This window comes from Aliiroseovarius sp. F47248L (assembly GCF_023016085.1).
Lineage (GTDB): Bacteria > Pseudomonadota > Alphaproteobacteria > Rhodobacterales > Rhodobacteraceae > Aliiroseovarius.
The window spans coordinates 2,475,861-2,492,172 of sequence record NZ_JALKBF010000001.1 but is presented as its reverse complement, the minus strand read 5'-3'; the positions used below and the strand labels follow the sequence as shown (position 1 = coordinate 2,492,172).

The following is a 16,312-nucleotide window of genomic DNA, read 5'->3' as shown; positions in this document are numbered from 1 at the left end:
GGGCCCGTCGATACAAGCTCAGCGCATGTTTGAAGAATTTCAAAGTCAGATCCCTAAACGCGGGTGGTGTATTTCTCGAATTGTGGTCCAAGGCGGAATGTGGATGCCCACCATAGGCTAAGGTCAATTAAGCCACGTTCAACCACATAAATCACAGCACTAAACCAGAATTGTCGGACCGTCTATGTGTTAGCGTATTTGTCTAGCAACGGCATGATGAACTCTGTTCTGCAGCCTCGTCCGCGCCAACGATACCGATGATCATATCCAACTGAATGATCGACGATGTATCAAGTCTATGTACCGCTTCAACTCGGGCAATCAGGCTCTTATCTCCGCGATGGCGACAGACGGCAAATTTGCATCAACGGGTACGTTGATTAAAACGTTGTAATTCGTATTGTGACGGCGCCCTATTCAAACAAATCAATGTCAGCGCAAAATAATCGACCCACACAACGCACAATCGCCGACCTGCTGGGTATATCAGTAAGTGCGGTTTCGCGTGCATTGGCAAACGACGCACAGATGGCTGAACAGACCCGCGTCTTGGTTCGTAAAGCGGCTGATGAGTTGGGATATGCACCGGATCGGGCGGCACAGCGACTGCGTACCGGGCGTACCTTCGCGATCAATCTAATTCTTCCACCGCATAGCGAAATTCTTGGATTTGGAAATCTTCTCGTTGGCGGCATCACCGCGGGTTTGTCCGGCACGCCATTTGACTTGCTGGTTTGGCCCGATCATGGGAACGATCAATCAGTGGATCGGATGGCACAGATCGTTGGCAACAATTTGGCGGATGGGATCATTTTCTCGCGCACCTTTGTCGATGACAGCCGCATCCGATTTCTGTCTGAAACAGGGTTTCCCTTTGTCACACATGGGCGGTCTGAATCTGCCTTGCCGCACGCGTATGTCGACTATGACAACAATGCTTTCGGCGAACGGGCTGCCGAAAAACTGATTGCACGTGGGGCAAGGCGGCTGGCGATCCTTTTGCCAGATGATCGTTACATGTTTCATCATCACATTTTGCATGGATTTATGGCCGCGGTACGGACAGCAGGCGTCAATCATGAAGTTCTCGACGGGATAATACTGGACAGCGAAAGTCATGTGATCTCGGAACAGTTGGGCAAGCGGTTGCGCACCAAGAATCCGCCAGATGGGTTTATTTTTCCGGGTGATGTTTCGGGTTTGGCCGGACTTGCGGCCATTCAGGATAACGGTCTGATTGTGGGGCGCGATGTGCACGTCATGGTCAAGCAGACTTCTGGTGTGTTTGACCATGTTCGGCCGCGTGTGGACAGTCTGTATGAAGACCTGTCGGCGGCGGGGCGGTCGTTAGCCAAAATGATGGTGGATCGGATCAACGGAGTACCTGTGACAGATCTTCAATGCGTTCTCCCATCGATGACCTTGCCGATTCAAACGCCAAGTGCCGTTGACCAGGCAGCAACGGCTCACGTTTTCAATTCGCAGAGGCTTTCATGACATCAGATCACTCTCCTGCAGCCGGGTCCCGGCACCAATTCCGCATGAAGGAGCATCGCGATTTTCTGATCACTGATGCGCAGAGGCAGTTTGCATTCTTCAAGACTAGTCTGCGTCCTGGTGGAGGCTTTTACGTGCTTGGCCATGACGGGGCTCCACTTGCGGATACTGTGCAAGAACTTCACACCACCACGAGAATGACGCACTCCTTTGCGCTGGGGAAAATGGCGGGGTTGGAAGGGTGCGATGCAGTGATTGATGGCGGGATGGACTACCTTTGGGAATATCACCGCGACACAGATCATGGCGGATATATGTGGGCACTGGACGGCAACGTCGAGCATGATGATCGCAAGCTGGCATACGGACATATGTTCGTACTTCTAGCCGGGGCCAGCGCCAAACTAGCCGGCCACCCGGATGCAGATCGGTTGATCGACGATGTGACTGCAGTTCTTGACCAAAAGTTTTGGGAAGATGATGCGGGGTTGTTCGCGGATGAATGGAACCGCGATTGGTCACCCTTTTCGACATACCGTGGCATGAATGCAAACATGCACGGGGTAGAGGCTTTGTTGACAGCCTACGAAGCAACCGGGCGGGATCGGTATCTGGAACAGGCGGCGGGCGTACTCCAGTTTTTCACGGGCAACATTGGCCCAGCTGAAAATTGGAGATTGCCCGAGCACTATTCCCAAACATGGCAGATCGACCGCAGTTATTCCGGCAATTCGATGTTCCGGCCGGCAGGAACGACGCCCGGTCATTCTTTCGAGTTGGCTCGTCTACTGTTGCAGCATTGGGATCTGCGCGGTCGTCCCGACGATGGGTCACCTGACGTCGCATGGGCATTGACGGAACGCGCTTTGACTGATGCGTGGGATGCTGAAAAAGGCGGACTGTTCTACACGTTGGATTTTAACGGCGCGCCCGCGATCCGCGACCGTTATTGGTGGCCAGTGACGGAAGCCATTGGTGTGCTTGCCAGTTTCCTGAAGCTCGGGGGCTCCAAGATGCAAAGCGATTGGTATGCGCGTCTGTGGCAGTTTGCGGATATCCATTTCATCGACCATGAGCGCGGTGGTTGGTATCCCGAAATTGATGAGGCAGATCATCCAACGGTCACACAGTTCAACGGAAAACCCGACATTTATCATGCGGTCCAGGCTTGTCTGTTTCCCCTGACGCCGCACTTGTCGCGTATGGCTGTTAATCTGGGTGGCACTCTTCAATAGTGGTCTGAGAAACCTGACGAACATGATATGTGTCATGGCGCAACTTATACAATTCAGGGCAATGGGTCGAGCCTGACTGGGCTGTAATTGAACGCCCAGATTCGCCTGAAAGAGGATCATATGTATAAAAAAATTCTTGTCCCGATGGCACTGGATCACGGTATCTCGCCCGAGACGCTGGAGATTGCCAGAAACCTTCTGGCAGATGGTGGCGACATAACCGCACTGCATGTCCATGAAGCTCCGCAAGCCTCGGTCAGTGCCTATTTGAATGAAGATGTCGTGAAGGCGGCGCGCGATCATGCCCACGACACGCTGATGAAAAAGACCAAGGGATTGGAGGGGGTTGCGCCCGTCCTTCTGACCGGACACACGGCGCGCACAATCATCGACTATGCGCATGAGCATGGTTTTGATTGCGTCGTGATTGGATCGCACAAACCGGGTCTTAGCGATTTCTTTCTGGGATCGACGGCGGCGCGGGTGGTTCGCCATTGCCGATGTGCCGTGCACGTCCAGCGCACGCGTGACTGATACTCTGACTGCCCGGCGGACCAGCCACCGGGCTGTTCAGGGAGAGGTCGTTAGAGCACCTCGTTAAAGAGCCGGGTCAGATTTGCTTTGGTCAGTTCGATCGGATTGCCGCCGCAGGACGGATCAATCAGCGCGCCTTTCACCAGCGTGTCGATATCGGGGTCGTTGATGCCAAGGTCGCTGACGCGTTTCGGGATCGCCATGCTGTCGTTGAAACTCTGAACGAAGGACTGGAACCCTTCGAACCCACCCTTGATCCCCAGATAGCCGGCGGCCAGATCGAACCGATCCTTGATCGCGGGCGCGTTGAAGCGCAGCACGGCGGGCATACAGATCGCGTTCGTTGTGCCGTGGTGGGTGTGATGCATCGCGCCAATCGGGTGGCTCAACGCATGGATCGCGCCCAGACCTTTTTGGAAGGCAGTCGCACCCATGGCTGCGGCGCTCATCATGTTGGCGCGGGCGTCGATATCTGTGCCATCCGCATAGGCGCGGGGCAGGTTGTCGATGACCAGCTTCATACCCTCAAGAGCAATGCCCTGGCTCATCGGATGGTAATGCGGGCTTGAATAGGCTTCCACGCAATGGGCGAAGGCATCCAGCCCGGTGCCTGCGGTGATAAACTTTGGCATGCCGACGGTCAGTTCCGGGTCGCAGATCACAACGCTGGGCAACACCTTCGGGTGGAAGATAATCTTCTTCTCGTGCGTCTCGGAGTTGGTGATGACGCTGGCGCGCCCCACTTCGGAACCGGTGCCAGCCGTTGTCGGCACGGCGACGATGGGCGCGATGGCATCCGCATCGGCGCGGGTCCACCAATCGCCGATATCTTCAAAATCCCAAATCGGGCGGGTGTGACCAGCCATGAAGGCCACCATCTTGCCCAGATCCAGCCCCGACCCGCCGCCAAAAGCGATCACACCATCATGCCCGCCCGCCTTGTAGGCTTCGACACCGGCCAGCAAGTTGCCTTCGTTCGGGTTTGGATCAACCTCTGAGAACAGACCACGACCCAACCGGGCCGCGTCCATGATGTCCAACGTGTCTTTGGTGATCGGCAGATCGGCCAGCCCCTTGTCCGTCACCAGAAGGGGCCGCTTGATTCCCGCCTGCGCGCAGGCTTCGGGAAGCTCTTTTATGCGGCCAGCGCCAAACTTGATCGCGGTCGGATAGGACCAGTTTCCTTGAAGGCTCATGATGTTACCTTTTTAAGATGATAAGATTTCGGACGGGTCAGGTTTTGATAACCGATCACCGACAAGCCCCCGCCGCGCCCGGTGTTTTTGCAACCAGTCCAGCACAGACCCGGATCAAGATAGTCCGCCCGGTTCAAAAAGACGGTGCCGGTTTCGACCCGATCACCAACGCTTTGCGCGCGTTCAAGATCACGCGTCCAAAGCGAAGCGGTCAGGCCAAACTCACTGTCATTCATCAGGTGGATCGCCTCTTCGTCGTTCTTGACGGCCATGATCCCGACAACTGGACCAAAGCTCTCATCCCGCATCACGCGCATGTCGTGGGTGACATTGGTCAGAATCTGAGGTGTTAGATACGCCCCGCCATCATCTTCCGGGAACGTGTCGATATGGGCCTTCGCGCCTTTGGCCAAGGCCTCCTCAATCTGTGCACGCACTTCGGAGGCAAACCTTACGTTGGCCATCGGTCCAAGCGTGGTCTCCGGATCCAGAGGATTGCCCAGTTTGTATCCCTTAACGATCTTAACGGCCTTCGCGACAAATTCGTCGAACAGGCTTTCGTGCACATAGATACGCTCGATCCCGCAGCAGCACTGACCAGCATTGAACATTGCCCCGTCGATCAGGGTTTCAACCGCCGCATCCAGATCGGCATCATCCATGACATAGCCGGGATCTTTGCCCCCAAGCTCGGTGCCGACACCAGTGAACGTGCCTGCCGCGGCGCGTTCCATCGCCTGCCCACCGCCAACAGATCCGGTGAAGTTCACAAAATCGAACGCGTTGCCCGCAATCAGGTCGTTGGTCACGACATGCGATAGAAACACGTTTTGAAACACATCGTCGGGAATGCCAGCGGAATGAAATGCCGTTGCCATTCGCTCGCCGACCAAAAGCGTTTGGGTGGCGTGTTTCAACACAACTGAGTTGCCCGCGATCAGTGCTGGTGCGACCGTGTTGATCGCAGTCATGTAGGGGTAGTTCCACGGCGCCACGACAAACACGACGCCATGCGGCACTCGCTTGATGTAGCGTTTGAAGCTCGCATCCTCGCCAACTTCAATATCCGCCAGCGCATCAGCCGCGATGCCGGCCATATGAGACGCACGTTCATTGAATCCGCCGAACTCTCCACCATAGCGCACCGGGCGGCCCATCATATGGGCAAGTTCCGGCACGATCTCGTCATTCATTGCCCCCACGGCGGCGACACCTGCCATCACAAGGTCGATCCGTTCCTGCAACGGACGTGCAGCCCACGCCACCTGCGCTACGCGGGCGCGCTGAGCCGCCGCAAATGCATCGTCCTGCGACAGCGTCTCGCGAGTTTCAAAGACCGATCCATCAATCGGTGACACACATTTCAAACCCTGGCCCATACGCCAATCCTTTATGTTTCTTCTGGCCTTAAATATTCCCCGCCGGAGGCAAGAAATCTTTGCCTATGCCCGCTCAAACCCACGCGCGATTTCCCAATCGGTCACCACGCGTTCAAACTCTTCAATCTCCACTTCTGCAGCGCGGGTGTAGTGATCCACGACGTCATCGCCCATCGCCGCCCGCAACATAGTGGACTCATACAGCGCGTCGCGTGCCGCCTGAAGATTGCCCGGGATCATTCCGGTATCGCCCTTATAGACATCGCCTGTGGTCGGGGGCTGAAGCTCCAATCCTTCTTCGATCCCCGCAATCCCGGCAGCCAGCATGCCAGCAATCGCCAGATAGGGGTTCATATCCGAGCCGGGGATGCGGCATTCCACCCGGATCGCCTTGGTGCTTTCACCACACAACCGGAACCCAGCGGTGCGGTTGTCCACCGACCAGATGATCCGCGTCGGCGCAAACGTGCCTTTCATGAACCGCTTGTAGCTGTTGATGTAAGGCGCCATGAAATACGTGTAGTCCGGCGCGTATTTCAAAAGCCCCGCCATATAGTTCTTCATCAGCGTCGACATGCCCAACTTGTCGTTCGGATCGGCAAAGGCGGGCTTGCCATCTTTCCACAGTGACTGGTGCACATGGCTGGATGAACCGACCTTTTCGTGGTGCCATTTCGGCAGGAAACTGGCCGCATGCCCCTGCTGCCATGCGATCTCTTTGACCGCGTGCTTTGCAATCGTGTGATAGGCGGCGGTGTCCATCGCTTGGGCGTATTTGATGTTCAATTCTTCTTGGCCGGTCTCGGCTTCACCCTTGGAGTTCTCAATCGGCAAACCGGCGTTCCAAAGGTGATTGCGGATCGGCCGCATCACGTGTTCTTCCTTGGTGGTCTGCAATATATGGTAGTCCTCGTTATAGCCCGAGATCGGGGTCAGATCGCGAAATCCCCCCTTGCTGATTTCCTCGAATCTTTTTTCGAACAGGAAAAACTCCAGTTCGGTCGCACACATCGCGTCAAAGCCCATCGCTTCCAGCCGGGCAACCTGACGTTTCAGAATGGCGCGCGGTGAATGGGGCACGTCTTCGTGGGTATGGTGGTCCAGAACATCGCACAACACCATCACCGTGCCGTCCAGCCACGGTACCGGGCGCAGTGTGTCCAGATCGGGCTTCATGACATAGTCCCCATAGCCACGCTCCCAACTGGTCGAGGCGTATCCGTCAGGCGTTCCCATCTCCAGATCCGTGGCCAGAAGGTAGTTGCAGCAATGGGTTTCCTCCCATGCGCCGGCAACAAAGTGACCCGCATGGAATCTCTTGCCCATCAGTCGGCCCTGCATGTCGACAAAACACACCAGAACGGTGTCGACTTCGCCGGCGGCGACGTGAGATTTCAGATCATCAAACGAAAGTGTGGGCGACATCTTGTATAAACCTTTTGAGACGGTGCCGGGCAGTGAACTGCCCGGCAAAATGCGTAATGCAATGCTTATCCGTAGCGATACGGACGTCCAGCCTTCTGCATATCTGCGTTGTATTTCTTGATAATGTCCACGACCTTCGCCTTGGTTTCGCTTTCCGCAGCGATCTCGTCCCAAAACTTCACAGCGGCTTCTTCAACTTGTGACCATTCGGCATCTGGGATGGTGGTCAACTCCATCTTTGGTCCGTTCACGCGCAGGCTGGCTTCACCGCCCCAATACCACCACTGGCGATAATAGTGTGACTGGTCGCAGCAGACACGGAACAGCGTTTGCAGGTCTTCTGGCAACTCGTTCCAGCGATCCATATTTGCAAAGAACGACCCGGCCCATGCGCCCGAGATGTTGTTGGTCAGGAAATAGTTGGTCACATCGGCCCAACCAACGGTGTAGTCTTCAGTGATGCCAGACCACGCGATGCCATCAAGTTCGCCGGTTTGTACGGCGACTTCGATGTCCTCCCACGGCAGCGTGACGGGTACGACTCCGAACTGTGCCAAGAAGCGACCAGCGGTCGGGAAGGTAAAGACACGCTTGCCTTTCAGATCCTCAAGCGAGTTGATCGGATCCTTGGTGGCAAAGTGGCACGGGTCCCATGCACCTGCGCTGATGTGTTTCACGCCGACCTTAGAATATTCCGCGTCCCAAATCTCGTTTAGGCCGTATTGGTTGAACAGAACCGGGACATCCAGTGAATAGCGTGAAGCGAATGGAAAATAGCCGCCGAAAACGGTGACCTCGGTCGGCGACGCCATCGAGTCATCATCCGACTGCACCGCATCAATCGTACCGCGTTGCATGGCCTGAAACAGCTCTCCGGTCGGGACCAACTGGTCAGCAAAGAACAGTTCGATCTGCATCCGGTCGTCCGCGATCTTGTTGAACATGTCGATGGCAGGCTTGATCACATGCTCGGCCAGTGCGGGCCCTGCATAGGTCTGCATCCGCCATTTGATCGTGGATTGAGCAAGTGCCGGAGTAGCAAGTGGTGCGGTCAATGCGCCAACACCAGCGCCGGCGATAAACTTACGTCTCGTTGTCATTTGTCGTTCTCCTTGTTGCAAGTTGATTTCGGCTCGTTTTGCCGAGCTCTCTGATTTTAGTTTCCATAGACCCAACCCGGCAGCCAAAGGGCAATTTCCGGGAACAGGATGACCAGCGTCAGGGCCAGCACCATCACCAGCACGAACGGCAGGATCGAGCCATAGATGTCGCGCAGGGTGATTTCGGGCGGCGCCATCGCGCGCATCAGGAACAGGTTGTAGCCGAAGGGCGGCGTCATATAGGCAATCTGAGTCGTGATTGTATAAAGCACACCATACCAGATCAGATCGAACCCAAGTGCCGAAACGAGCGGCACGTAAAGCGGAGCGACGATGACCAGCATCGCGGTGTCGTCCAGAAATGTTCCCATCAGGATAAAGCTGAGCTGCATCAGGATCAGGATGACCCAGGGGTTCAGGCCCAAACGCTCGGTGAACAGTGTTTCGATGGCCTTCACTGCGCCCAGCCCGTCAAACACAGCACCGAACGCGAGAGCGGCCAGAATGATCCACATGAACATGCAACTGATGCCGAGAGTCATTTTGATCGATGTCTCAAACACCTCTTTCGTCATGCGCCCTTTCAGGACCGCAGCCAGAAAGGCCGTCAGCGCTCCGATGGCCGAGCTTTCAACCAGCGAGGTCCAGCCATTGACGAAGGGCACCATCATCGCCGCAAAAATCACCAAAGGCAGCATTCCTGCTCGTAAAAGTGCCAGTTTTTCTGACATTGGGATGTCGCGCTCCTCTTTAGGAAGCGCGGGGCCAAGGGCGGGGTTCAGGTGGCAGCGAACGGCAATATAGATTATGAACATGGTCGCCATCATCAGGCCGGGGACAACGCCGGCCAGCCATAGTTGCCCCACTGGCTGGCGAGCAATCATCGCATACAGAACCAGAACCACCGATGGCGGCACAAGGATCCCCAAGGACGATCCCGCCTGAATGACCCCCGTCACCATCTTCTTGTCGTAGTTTCGTTTCAGTAGCTCGGGCAATGCAATCGTCGCGCCGATCGCCATGCCAGCGACGCTCAGCCCGTTCATCGCCGAAATCAAAACCATTAAACCAATCGTTCCGATGGCCAGCCCGCCTTTCAACCCGCCCATCCAAACGTGGAACATCTTATAAAGATCATCGGCAATCTTCGATTCCGACAGCACATAGCCCATGAAAATAAACATTGGCAGCGTCAACAGCGGATACCATTTCATCAGTTTCATCGCGGATGAAAATGCAATGTCATAACCGCCCCGATCGCCCCAAAGAACAAGGGCTGCAATCACCGCAACAAATCCAATGGCGCCAAAGACACGTTGCCCGGTCAGAAGCATCGCCATCATGGTCGCGAACATGAAGATCGCAATCAACTCATACGACATTGTCGATCTCCTCGCCGCGCAGGCGCAGAATGTCTTTGAAAAGCTCAGAGATCGCCTGAAGCAGCATCAGGGTGATGCCGGTGCACATGATCACCTTGATTGGCCACAGATAGGGACGCCATGCGGTTGGACTACGCTCCCCCCCGTAGCTGAAGGAATAGATCGTGCTGTCGATACCTCCCCAAAGCAGCACACCCAGATAGAAGATCAAGAACATCACCGTGATGATGTCTATCGCGGCTTTGCGGCGCGTGCTCCACCCGCCATACAGAAGGTCCATCCGCACGTTTGATCCCATCTGGATCGAGTATGGGCCGCCCAGAATGTAATAGGCGACCATCGCGAATTGGGCCATTTCCAACGTCCAAAGCGATGGGTTGAGGAAGGTTTTCGAGATCGATGACCACAGCAGGATCGCCATCATGACGAAGATGCCATACATGGTCACCCGTCCGATGCGATAATTGATCTGGTCAACAAAACTGATGAATTTACGAAGTGCGGTCATGTTTTGGCGGTTTCCGATGTGGTGTTTTTTGCCATGACACTTGTCAGCGTGCTGGCGAGGTGGCCGGCCATTGCTTCGGCGGTTGCGGGCGTGTCAATCAGGTCATTTCGGATTTCGATCATGACATTGTTCAGACCGCGCGCCTCGGCATGTTTGGCCAGCGTATAGGTCACACCATCGCGGGCGGCATAAGGCTCGTTGATCGCAGTGCTATAGGTGCCGTTAGCCTGCTCGACTTCAACGGCGGCAGTGGCGATGTCGCTGTTTCTATCGTGCAAATATCCGATGTCCAAAGTCCGGCGTTGACCGTGATAGATGGGCGTGAAGCTGTGAACCGTGACCAGCAGAACTGGCGTGCCCGTGCGCGAGATTTGCTGATCAATCACCTGATCGACGGCGGTGTGAAAAGGCGTATGGACCGTATTGAATCGATGTTGTTTCGCGGCAGTACTCAGGTCTGCATTGCCGGGAATGTCGAACACCTCGCTGCGAGACGGGATGCAGTCGGGTGCCTCCAAAGGGCGATTGCAATCGTAAACCAACCGCGAGACCTGACCTGCAACCAAGGGGGCACCAAGCAGGGTGCTCAGGCATTTGGCGACATCCAAAGCCCCGATATCCCAAGCGGCGTGAGAACGCAGGGCATCATCGGCCACCCCGAGGCCATCATAGCTAGGTGGGATAAAATGGGATGCGTGTTCGCAAACCAGCACAACGGGGGCCGTCCCCGCAGCCCCTATCAGCGCAGCCGCTGGCCAAGCATTCCCGAGCATATTTCTTGCCCCCCCGTTTCGCGATGTGTAATTATCACTACAACAGGTCCGCTTGTGTCAAGAAGTATTCTGTAGCTATTGTTACAGTGCAGTTATTGCTGATTGGAATAGTGACAAATGGGAAAGAAGCCTCTGGTCAAAGATCAGATCCGCGAGAAGCAGGACGAACTGACGGCGGCCGAGCGGCGGCTAACCGCTACGCTTCTGGACGATTCTCTAGTCGCGGGTTTGCAGTCGATTACCAAACTGGCTGAAAGCGCCGAGGTTTCGACCCCGACAGTTATCCGGCTGGCCCGCAAGTTGGGCTATCAGGGCTTCCCAGACTTGCAAGATGCCATCCGGGAAGAGATTGCCGCCCAAATGAAAGAGCCGCTGGCGAAGTTGGAAACGGCAGAGTTGTCAGCGGGCAGGGATCACATCGTCAGCCGGTTTGCCGAAGCCGTATCACGCAACATCAACCGTAGCCTTGAACGGTTGGATCTGGAGGAATTCGACAAGGCGGCAGCGCTTCTATCCGACCTGAATCGGCGTCTGTATCTGTTGGGTGGGAGAATTACCCGGTCCAATGCGCATTATTTCTTCAACCACCTTCAGATTATTCGCCCCGGCGTCACTCAGCTTGATTTCTCGCCCAGTGTCTGGCCGCAATCGCTGCTGGATATGGACGAAAACTCGACCCTGATCGTGTTTGATATCCGTCGATACGAAAAAGAACTGGAGCGTTTGGCCAAGCTTGTCGTTGGTCAAGGCGCGAACATAGTGCTGTTCACAGATCAATGGGGGTCGCCGATCGAACGCTATGCAACGTTCTGTTTCCGCAGCATGGTCGAGGTGCCATCAAGCTGGGATTCCACGCTAGCCATCAATTTCCTGATCGAGGCTTTGGTGGCCGAAATCCAAAGCAGAAGCGACAGTGCAGACCGCATCGCAGCCTTGGAAGACATGATTGGCGAGTCTCGGATATTCCGCAGCAACTGACGCCCTACCGGCGTTTAGGTCATGTTATGGCCATGAATCAATTTGCTTCAGGCTTGTCGATCAGTCCCTGCATCTTGCCAATTGCAGACCGCATGACGTCTTCCAGCCCGACCCGCACTTTATCCGCCAATGCAACGAATTGCTCCATCGCGGGTTGGACGGCGGGGAAGCGCTCACCGATGGTCGGCGCGAAGATATAAAGAATGGCCAGCAAGCATGCCAGAACCACGACAAGAATGAATCCTCGGCGGAATCCGCCTGCCGCCACTTCAGCACCATCTGCAGGGTCGATGACGGTTTCACCCGGCTCGTCTGCAGGCGCATCAAGTGTCGAGTTGATCTCTTCTATATCAGGAAGAACATTGCGTGCTTTTATGTCGTCGGATGTCGGTGCGGCTTCATCCTGCGCTTCATTATGCTCATCCGCCATCGTTTTGCTGATGTTATCGGCGGTTGAAGCTGGGGCATCATCCAAGCCAAGGTCTGGCTGAGTTTCCAGACCTTCCCGTTCGCTTTCGCGGGCTTTGCGTTCACGCTCGGCTTCTTCTTGCAGGATGCTCCGGACACCATCGTCCAGTTGACGTGCAGGCGTTACTTCTTCGGCGTCATCGCCTGCTGGAGTCTCTTCGGAGGCAGTTTGGCTTGGCGCATCGTCCACGACCTCTTCGGTGTCCGGCATCACCTCATCGTCAAGATCATCGATGTTGTCGAAGGGTGATTGCGTTGTGCTCGCCTCTGCGCTGGGCGGTAACTGAAACCACCCATGTCCACAATTGGAACACTGAACGTCACGCCCGCTTTCGGGCATTACACGGTCATCTACTTCGTACTGCGCGCCGCAACTTGGGCAAACAAGACGCATATGCTTTCCTCGATCCCCGGCATTAGACCCGGGTTTTCCCTGCCATTTCCGCTTCAATATGCCAGTTTCACGGCGAAAATCAAACCTTTGCAAGCTGTGCATTGAAACAAATGCATAGCTGAGGCAAAACTGTCGCCAAACAATGGTGAGGGCATCAAGTGATCGAGCTGGAACAAGTGTCCTACGGATATGGGGACAGTACTCTTTTATCCGAGATATCCATGAAGCTTTCGCCGGGTTCGTTTCACTTTCTGACCGGTCCTTCGGGAGCCGGGAAAACGACGCTGATTAAACTGTGCTACGCAGAGTTGATTGCGACTCGGGGTCGTGTTTCGCTGTTTGAACAGGACACGCAGCGGATGACTCGGGATGATGTAGCAAAGGCGCGCAGGCGCATCGGTGTGGTGCATCAGGACTGTCAGTTTCTGGACCATCTGAGCGTCGCCGAAAACGTGTCGCTGCCCCTGACTGTGTCTGGGCGCAGCCTTGAAAACCCGTCTGAGCTTGACGATCTGCTGGCTTGGGTGGGATTGACAGACCAGAAAAACGCGAAGCCTCCGGAATTGTCCGGCGGTGAAAGGCAGCGGGCCGCGCTGGCACGTGCAGTGGTGATGTCACCAGATGTCATTCTGGCGGATGAACCCACCGGGAACGTCGATTGGGATATGTCGCTTCGGTTGCTTAGGCTTCTGGTCGAGTTGAACAAGATGGGTAAGACGGTGCTGATTGCCACCCATGACATGAACCTGATCCGATCTGCCAAGGCGCAGATTCAGGCACGTGTCTTGCGCATTTCGAACAAGCAGGTACAGCAAGCAGGTGCAGACTTATGAACGCCCGACTAAGCACCTTTATGCATTTTGTTGCCGGCGACGCACAGGCAGACCGCGTGGTGCCGCCAACCGGCTATACCGCCCGTTTGACGGTCTTTGCGGCGGCGTCGATGGCGTTTCTGGCGGTGTTCGCGCTTGCGTTGTCTCTGGCGACAGGCCGCGTGGCAGATCGGTGGGGCGAGGCGCTTGCGAAAAGCTCGACCATCCGGATCAATGCGCCAGTTGACCAGATGGACGCACAGGTGTTGGCCGTCATGGAGATTCTGGCGACGACTCCGGGGATCAAGAACGCCCGACCATTGGGCGATGACGAGCAACGTGCTTTGCTAGAACCATGGTTCGGCCCTGACCTGCCGCTGGACCAACTGCCCATTCCAAAGCTCATCGAAGTGATCGAAGATGCTGATGGTTTTGACGCAGAAGGGTTGCGCGCGCGGCTGGCCGGAGAAGCACCGGGCGCCATCCTTGACGATCATACGCGCTGGCGCGAACCGCTGGTGCGGGCGGCCAAACGCCTGCGAGCGCTGGGCATTGTGGCCATCGTTCTGATCGCGGCCTTGTCGGCTGTGGTAATCACGTTGGCAGCGTCGGCAGCGCTGGCGGCAAACGAACAGGTGATCCGTGTTTTGCGCCTTGTTGGTGCGCGCGACAGATATATCGCACACGCCTTCGTCCGTCGTTATACACTCAGGGCGCTGGGCGGTGCTTCGGTAGGCACAATGTTGGGCATGTTGGCAATCTTTTTGATGCCTTCGGCAGGCGATCAAGGGAGTTTTCTGACGGGGCTTGGCTTTGATGGGTGGCAATGGTTGTGGCCATTGCTGATCCCGCCCCTTGCCGCGCTGGTTGCTTTCGGGGCAACACGTCAAACCGCTCAGACCGTGCTGCAGGAGAAACGATGATGCGCCACGCAATCCAATGGCTTCGTTCACTTGTGTTTATTTTTCAGATGTATGTCATGTTGGCACTCATCGGTTTCGGTTTCGTCCCCTTGATCTGGTTCAACAAAAAATACGCGATGGTTGCCATTCACGCTTATTGCCGTTGGGTGCGCTGGACGGCATCGTGGATGATCGGGCTACGCTCCGAGATTCGTGGCGAACCACCCACCGACGAAGTCATCATCGGCGCAAAGCATCAAAGCTTCTTTGATATCATCCTGATCGCCAGCGCGCTTCCCGCACCCAAATACATCATGAAAAAGCAGCTTGTCTGGGCGCCCGTGATCGGTATCTACGCCAAGTATACCAATAGTATTCCGGTTGATCGCGGCAAACGCGGGCAGGCGATCAAACAGATGGTTGAGGCCGTCCGCTCTAGCCCCACGCCCGGGCAGTTGGTGATTTTCCCTCAAGGCACACGCGTCGCTGCGGGGGCCAAGAAACCTTATAAGGTAGGAACCGGGGTGCTTTATCGCGAAACCGGGCAGCCTTGTGTGCCAGCCTCGACCAATGTCGGGGTGTTCTGGAAGCGGCATGGTATCATGCGTTATCCGGGTCTTGCAGTGGTCGAATTTCATCCCCGGATCGAGCCTGGTCTGGAACTGGCCGAGTTCATGGAACGCCTTGAGGACGTGGTGGAAAACGGATCGAATGACCTGATGCAAGAGGCGGGTCTTAAGGTGGAGCTATGGTAGATTATCTAAACTCGGTCGAGGACCTTGAAGAGCTCTATGGTGCCCCCAGCAAAGGATCGTTGATCAAGGTCGCAGATCACTTGACGCCAACCTATCGCAAATGGATCGAGGCATCTCGTTTCTGCGTACTGTCGACTGTTGGACCCGAAGGCACGGATGGCACACCGAGAGGCGATGACGGCCCCGTAGTCGCTATCCTAGACCCACAGACGCTTGCCCTTCCGGATTGGCGCGGGAACAATCGTATTGATAGCCTGCACAACATCGTTCGTGACCCCCGTGTATCAATTATGTTCATGGTGCCGGGATCGACGAATGTGGTGCGGGTAAATGGTGAAGCCCGAGTGACCGCAGACGACGCTATGCGCGCGCTGTTCGTTAAAGAGGACAAGCAGCCCCAAACAGTTACCGTGATCCGAATACACGAGATCTATGTTCAATGTGCAAAAGCGGTCATGCGATCACGGCTTTGGACCGCTGGTGATGAAAGCGCAGATCTTCCTAGTATTGGAGATATGTTGAAAGAAATGAGTGCGGGGGAATTTGGCGGCGAAGCCTATGATAAAGAATGGCCAGATCGAGCCAAGTCGACGATGTGGTGAAGGCCAGCGGTGCGCTTATCCTGCGCTGAACTGCTCAAACGCCTCGCGTGCCTTGGCACTATAGGTGATCGACGGACCGCCGCCCATGTAAGATGTCATCGCCAGCACCTCGTTCAACTCGTCCAGCGTTGCGCCCAGCCGCACGAGCGACCGCACATGAAAGCCGATGCAACTGTCGCAGCGGGTCGAAGTGGCGATGCCAAGCGCGATGAACTCTTTGGTTTTTTCGCTCAGTGCGCCGTTCGTCTTGGCCGCTGTGCCCATCTGGGCAAAGCCTTTCATCGTGGCAGGCACATCCTTGGCAAATTGATTTATGTGGCCTTCAGTCTCGGCAAGAAATGCTTTCCAGTCCATCGGATCCTTCCTTTCGGA

18 protein-coding genes are annotated in these 16,312 nt (G+C 55.7%); 9 read left to right on the top strand and 9 right to left on the bottom strand.

The features are described 5' to 3' along the window. Nucleotides 1-429: 429 nt before the first annotated feature. The 3 genes from MWU51_RS12435 (at nt 430) to MWU51_RS12425 (ending at nt 3,266) form a co-directional block, all read left to right on the top strand. Nucleotides 430-1,497, top strand: a complete 1,068-nt coding sequence (locus MWU51_RS12435) for a LacI family transcriptional regulator (protein WP_247037567.1) — start codon at nt 430-432, stop codon at nt 1,495-1,497. Beyond that, nucleotides 1,494-2,732 carry an AGE family epimerase/isomerase gene (locus MWU51_RS12430; protein ID WP_247037565.1) on the top strand — a complete coding sequence of 413 codons (1,239 nt, stop codon included), beginning with the start codon at nt 1,494-1,496 and terminating at the stop codon, nt 2,730-2,732. The genes MWU51_RS12435 and MWU51_RS12430 overlap by 4 nt, the downstream gene beginning before the upstream one ends. A 120-nt stretch (nt 2,733-2,852) precedes the next feature. Beyond that, complete coding sequence (locus MWU51_RS12425; protein WP_247037563.1) at nt 2,853-3,266, top strand: universal stress protein; 414 nt, start codon at nt 2,853-2,855, stop codon at nt 3,264-3,266. Between the two features lie 50 nt (nt 3,267-3,316). On the opposite strand, the gene MWU51_RS12420 is transcribed toward MWU51_RS12425, so the two are convergent. The 7 genes from MWU51_RS12420 to MWU51_RS12390 form a co-directional block, all read right to left on the bottom strand. Then, entirely contained in the window at nt 3,317-4,462 is a 1,146-nt protein-coding gene (locus MWU51_RS12420; protein WP_247037561.1) for an iron-containing alcohol dehydrogenase, read from the bottom strand. Further along, nucleotides 4,459-5,841 carry an aldehyde dehydrogenase family protein gene (locus MWU51_RS12415; protein ID WP_247037560.1) on the bottom strand — a complete coding sequence of 461 codons (1,383 nt, stop codon included), beginning with the start codon at nt 5,839-5,841 and terminating at the stop codon, nt 4,459-4,461. Before MWU51_RS12415 ends, MWU51_RS12420 begins: the two co-directional genes overlap by 4 nt. A 63-nt stretch (nt 5,842-5,904) precedes the next feature. Beyond that, nucleotides 5,905-7,266 (bottom strand): glutamine synthetase family protein, encoded by a 1,362-nt coding sequence (locus MWU51_RS12410; RefSeq protein ID WP_247037559.1) that lies wholly within the window; start codon nt 7,264-7,266, stop codon nt 5,905-5,907. A gap of 65 nt (nt 7,267-7,331) precedes the next feature. After that, on the bottom strand, nt 7,332-8,366 hold the full coding sequence (locus MWU51_RS12405) for a TRAP transporter substrate-binding protein (protein WP_247037558.1): 1,035 nt from the start codon (nt 8,364-8,366) through the stop codon (nt 7,332-7,334). Nucleotides 8,367-8,422: 56 nt separating this feature from the next. Beyond that, nucleotides 8,423-9,748 carry a TRAP transporter large permease subunit gene (locus MWU51_RS12400; protein WP_247037557.1) on the bottom strand — a complete coding sequence of 442 codons (1,326 nt, stop codon included), beginning with the start codon at nt 9,746-9,748 and terminating at the stop codon, nt 8,423-8,425. Beyond that, a complete protein-coding gene (locus tag MWU51_RS12395) occupies nt 9,738-10,256 on the bottom strand; it encodes a TRAP transporter small permease subunit (RefSeq protein ID WP_247037556.1) in 519 nt (172 codons plus the stop codon). Before MWU51_RS12395 ends, MWU51_RS12400 begins: the two co-directional genes overlap by 11 nt. Beyond that, nucleotides 10,253-11,029 carry an N-formylglutamate amidohydrolase gene (locus tag MWU51_RS12390; protein ID WP_247037555.1) on the bottom strand — a complete coding sequence of 259 codons (777 nt, stop codon included), beginning with the start codon at nt 11,027-11,029 and terminating at the stop codon, nt 10,253-10,255. The genes MWU51_RS12395 and MWU51_RS12390 overlap by 4 nt, the downstream gene beginning before the upstream one ends. Before the next feature lie 117 nt (nt 11,030-11,146). Between MWU51_RS12390 and MWU51_RS12385 the strand changes: the two genes are divergently transcribed. Then, nucleotides 11,147-12,007, top strand: coding sequence for a MurR/RpiR family transcriptional regulator (locus tag MWU51_RS12385; protein WP_247037552.1), 861 nt, complete (start codon nt 11,147-11,149; stop codon nt 12,005-12,007). A 37-nt stretch (nt 12,008-12,044) separates the two neighbouring features. Here MWU51_RS12385 and MWU51_RS12380 read toward each other — a convergent pair whose 3' ends face one another. Further along, on the bottom strand, nt 12,045-12,686 hold the full coding sequence (locus MWU51_RS12380; protein ID WP_247037551.1) for a hypothetical protein: 642 nt from the start codon (nt 12,684-12,686) through the stop codon (nt 12,045-12,047). An 84-nt stretch (nt 12,687-12,770) separates the two neighbouring features. Here MWU51_RS12380 and MWU51_RS12375 point away from each other — a divergent pair, with 84 nt between their 5' ends. The 5 genes from MWU51_RS12375 to MWU51_RS12355 are packed head-to-tail and all read left to right on the top strand — an operon-like array spanning nt 12,771 to nt 15,940. After that, nucleotides 12,771-12,974 carry a hypothetical protein gene (locus MWU51_RS12375; RefSeq protein WP_247037549.1) on the top strand — a complete coding sequence of 68 codons (204 nt, stop codon included), beginning with the start codon at nt 12,771-12,773 and terminating at the stop codon, nt 12,972-12,974. Between the two features lie 53 nt (nt 12,975-13,027). Beyond that, nucleotides 13,028-13,702 carry an ATP-binding cassette domain-containing protein gene (locus MWU51_RS12370; protein ID WP_247037548.1) on the top strand — a complete coding sequence of 225 codons (675 nt, stop codon included), beginning with the start codon at nt 13,028-13,030 and terminating at the stop codon, nt 13,700-13,702. Further along, nucleotides 13,699-14,604 (top strand): FtsX-like permease family protein, encoded by a 906-nt coding sequence (locus MWU51_RS12365; RefSeq protein WP_247037546.1) that lies wholly within the window; start codon nt 13,699-13,701, stop codon nt 14,602-14,604. The genes MWU51_RS12370 and MWU51_RS12365 overlap by 4 nt, the downstream gene beginning before the upstream one ends. After that, nucleotides 14,601-15,338 (top strand): lysophospholipid acyltransferase family protein, encoded by a 738-nt coding sequence (locus MWU51_RS12360; RefSeq protein ID WP_348646739.1) that lies wholly within the window; start codon nt 14,601-14,603, stop codon nt 15,336-15,338. Before MWU51_RS12365 ends, MWU51_RS12360 begins: the two co-directional genes overlap by 4 nt. Beyond that, on the top strand, nt 15,332-15,940 hold the full coding sequence (locus MWU51_RS12355) for a pyridoxamine 5'-phosphate oxidase family protein (protein WP_247037544.1): 609 nt from the start codon (nt 15,332-15,334) through the stop codon (nt 15,938-15,940). Before MWU51_RS12360 ends, MWU51_RS12355 begins: the two co-directional genes overlap by 7 nt. Nucleotides 15,941-15,955: 15 nt before the next feature. Here MWU51_RS12355 and MWU51_RS12350 read toward each other — a convergent pair whose 3' ends face one another. Next, entirely contained in the window at nt 15,956-16,294 is a 339-nt protein-coding gene (locus MWU51_RS12350) for a carboxymuconolactone decarboxylase family protein (RefSeq protein WP_247037542.1), read from the bottom strand. Nucleotides 16,295-16,312: the final 18 nt, after the last annotated feature.

Coding starts and splice junctions, on each gene's coding strand:
- MWU51_RS12435 (WP_247037567.1), top strand. CDS start 430: ATGTCAGCGCAAAATAATCGACCCACACAACGCACAATCGCCGACCTG.
- MWU51_RS12430 (WP_247037565.1), top strand. CDS start 1,494: ATGACATCAGATCACTCTCCTGCAGCCGGGTCCCGGCACCAATTCCGC.
- MWU51_RS12425 (WP_247037563.1), top strand. CDS start 2,853: ATGTATAAAAAAATTCTTGTCCCGATGGCACTGGATCACGGTATCTCG.
- MWU51_RS12420 (WP_247037561.1), bottom strand. CDS start 4,462: ATGAGCCTTCAAGGAAACTGGTCCTATCCGACCGCGATCAAGTTTGGC.
- MWU51_RS12415 (WP_247037560.1), bottom strand. CDS start 5,841: ATGGGCCAGGGTTTGAAATGTGTGTCACCGATTGATGGATCGGTCTTT.
- MWU51_RS12410 (WP_247037559.1), bottom strand. CDS start 7,266: ATGTCGCCCACACTTTCGTTTGATGATCTGAAATCTCACGTCGCCGCC.
- MWU51_RS12405 (WP_247037558.1), bottom strand. CDS start 8,366: ATGACAACGAGACGTAAGTTTATCGCCGGCGCTGGTGTTGGCGCATTG.
- MWU51_RS12400 (WP_247037557.1), bottom strand. CDS start 9,748: ATGTCGTATGAGTTGATTGCGATCTTCATGTTCGCGACCATGATGGCG.
- MWU51_RS12395 (WP_247037556.1), bottom strand. CDS start 10,256: ATGACCGCACTTCGTAAATTCATCAGTTTTGTTGACCAGATCAATTAT.
- MWU51_RS12390 (WP_247037555.1), bottom strand. CDS start 11,029: ATGCTCGGGAATGCTTGGCCAGCGGCTGCGCTGATAGGGGCTGCGGGG.
- MWU51_RS12385 (WP_247037552.1), top strand. CDS start 11,147: ATGGGAAAGAAGCCTCTGGTCAAAGATCAGATCCGCGAGAAGCAGGAC.
- MWU51_RS12380 (WP_247037551.1), bottom strand. CDS start 12,686: ATGCCGGACACCGAAGAGGTCGTGGACGATGCGCCAAGCCAAACTGCC.
- MWU51_RS12375 (WP_247037549.1), top strand. CDS start 12,771: ATGTCCACAATTGGAACACTGAACGTCACGCCCGCTTTCGGGCATTAC.
- MWU51_RS12365 (WP_247037546.1), top strand. CDS start 13,699: ATGAACGCCCGACTAAGCACCTTTATGCATTTTGTTGCCGGCGACGCA.
- MWU51_RS12360 (WP_348646739.1), top strand. CDS start 14,601: ATGATGCGCCACGCAATCCAATGGCTTCGTTCACTTGTGTTTATTTTT.
- MWU51_RS12355 (WP_247037544.1), top strand. CDS start 15,332: ATGGTAGATTATCTAAACTCGGTCGAGGACCTTGAAGAGCTCTATGGT.
- MWU51_RS12350 (WP_247037542.1), bottom strand. CDS start 16,294: ATGGACTGGAAAGCATTTCTTGCCGAGACTGAAGGCCACATAAATCAA.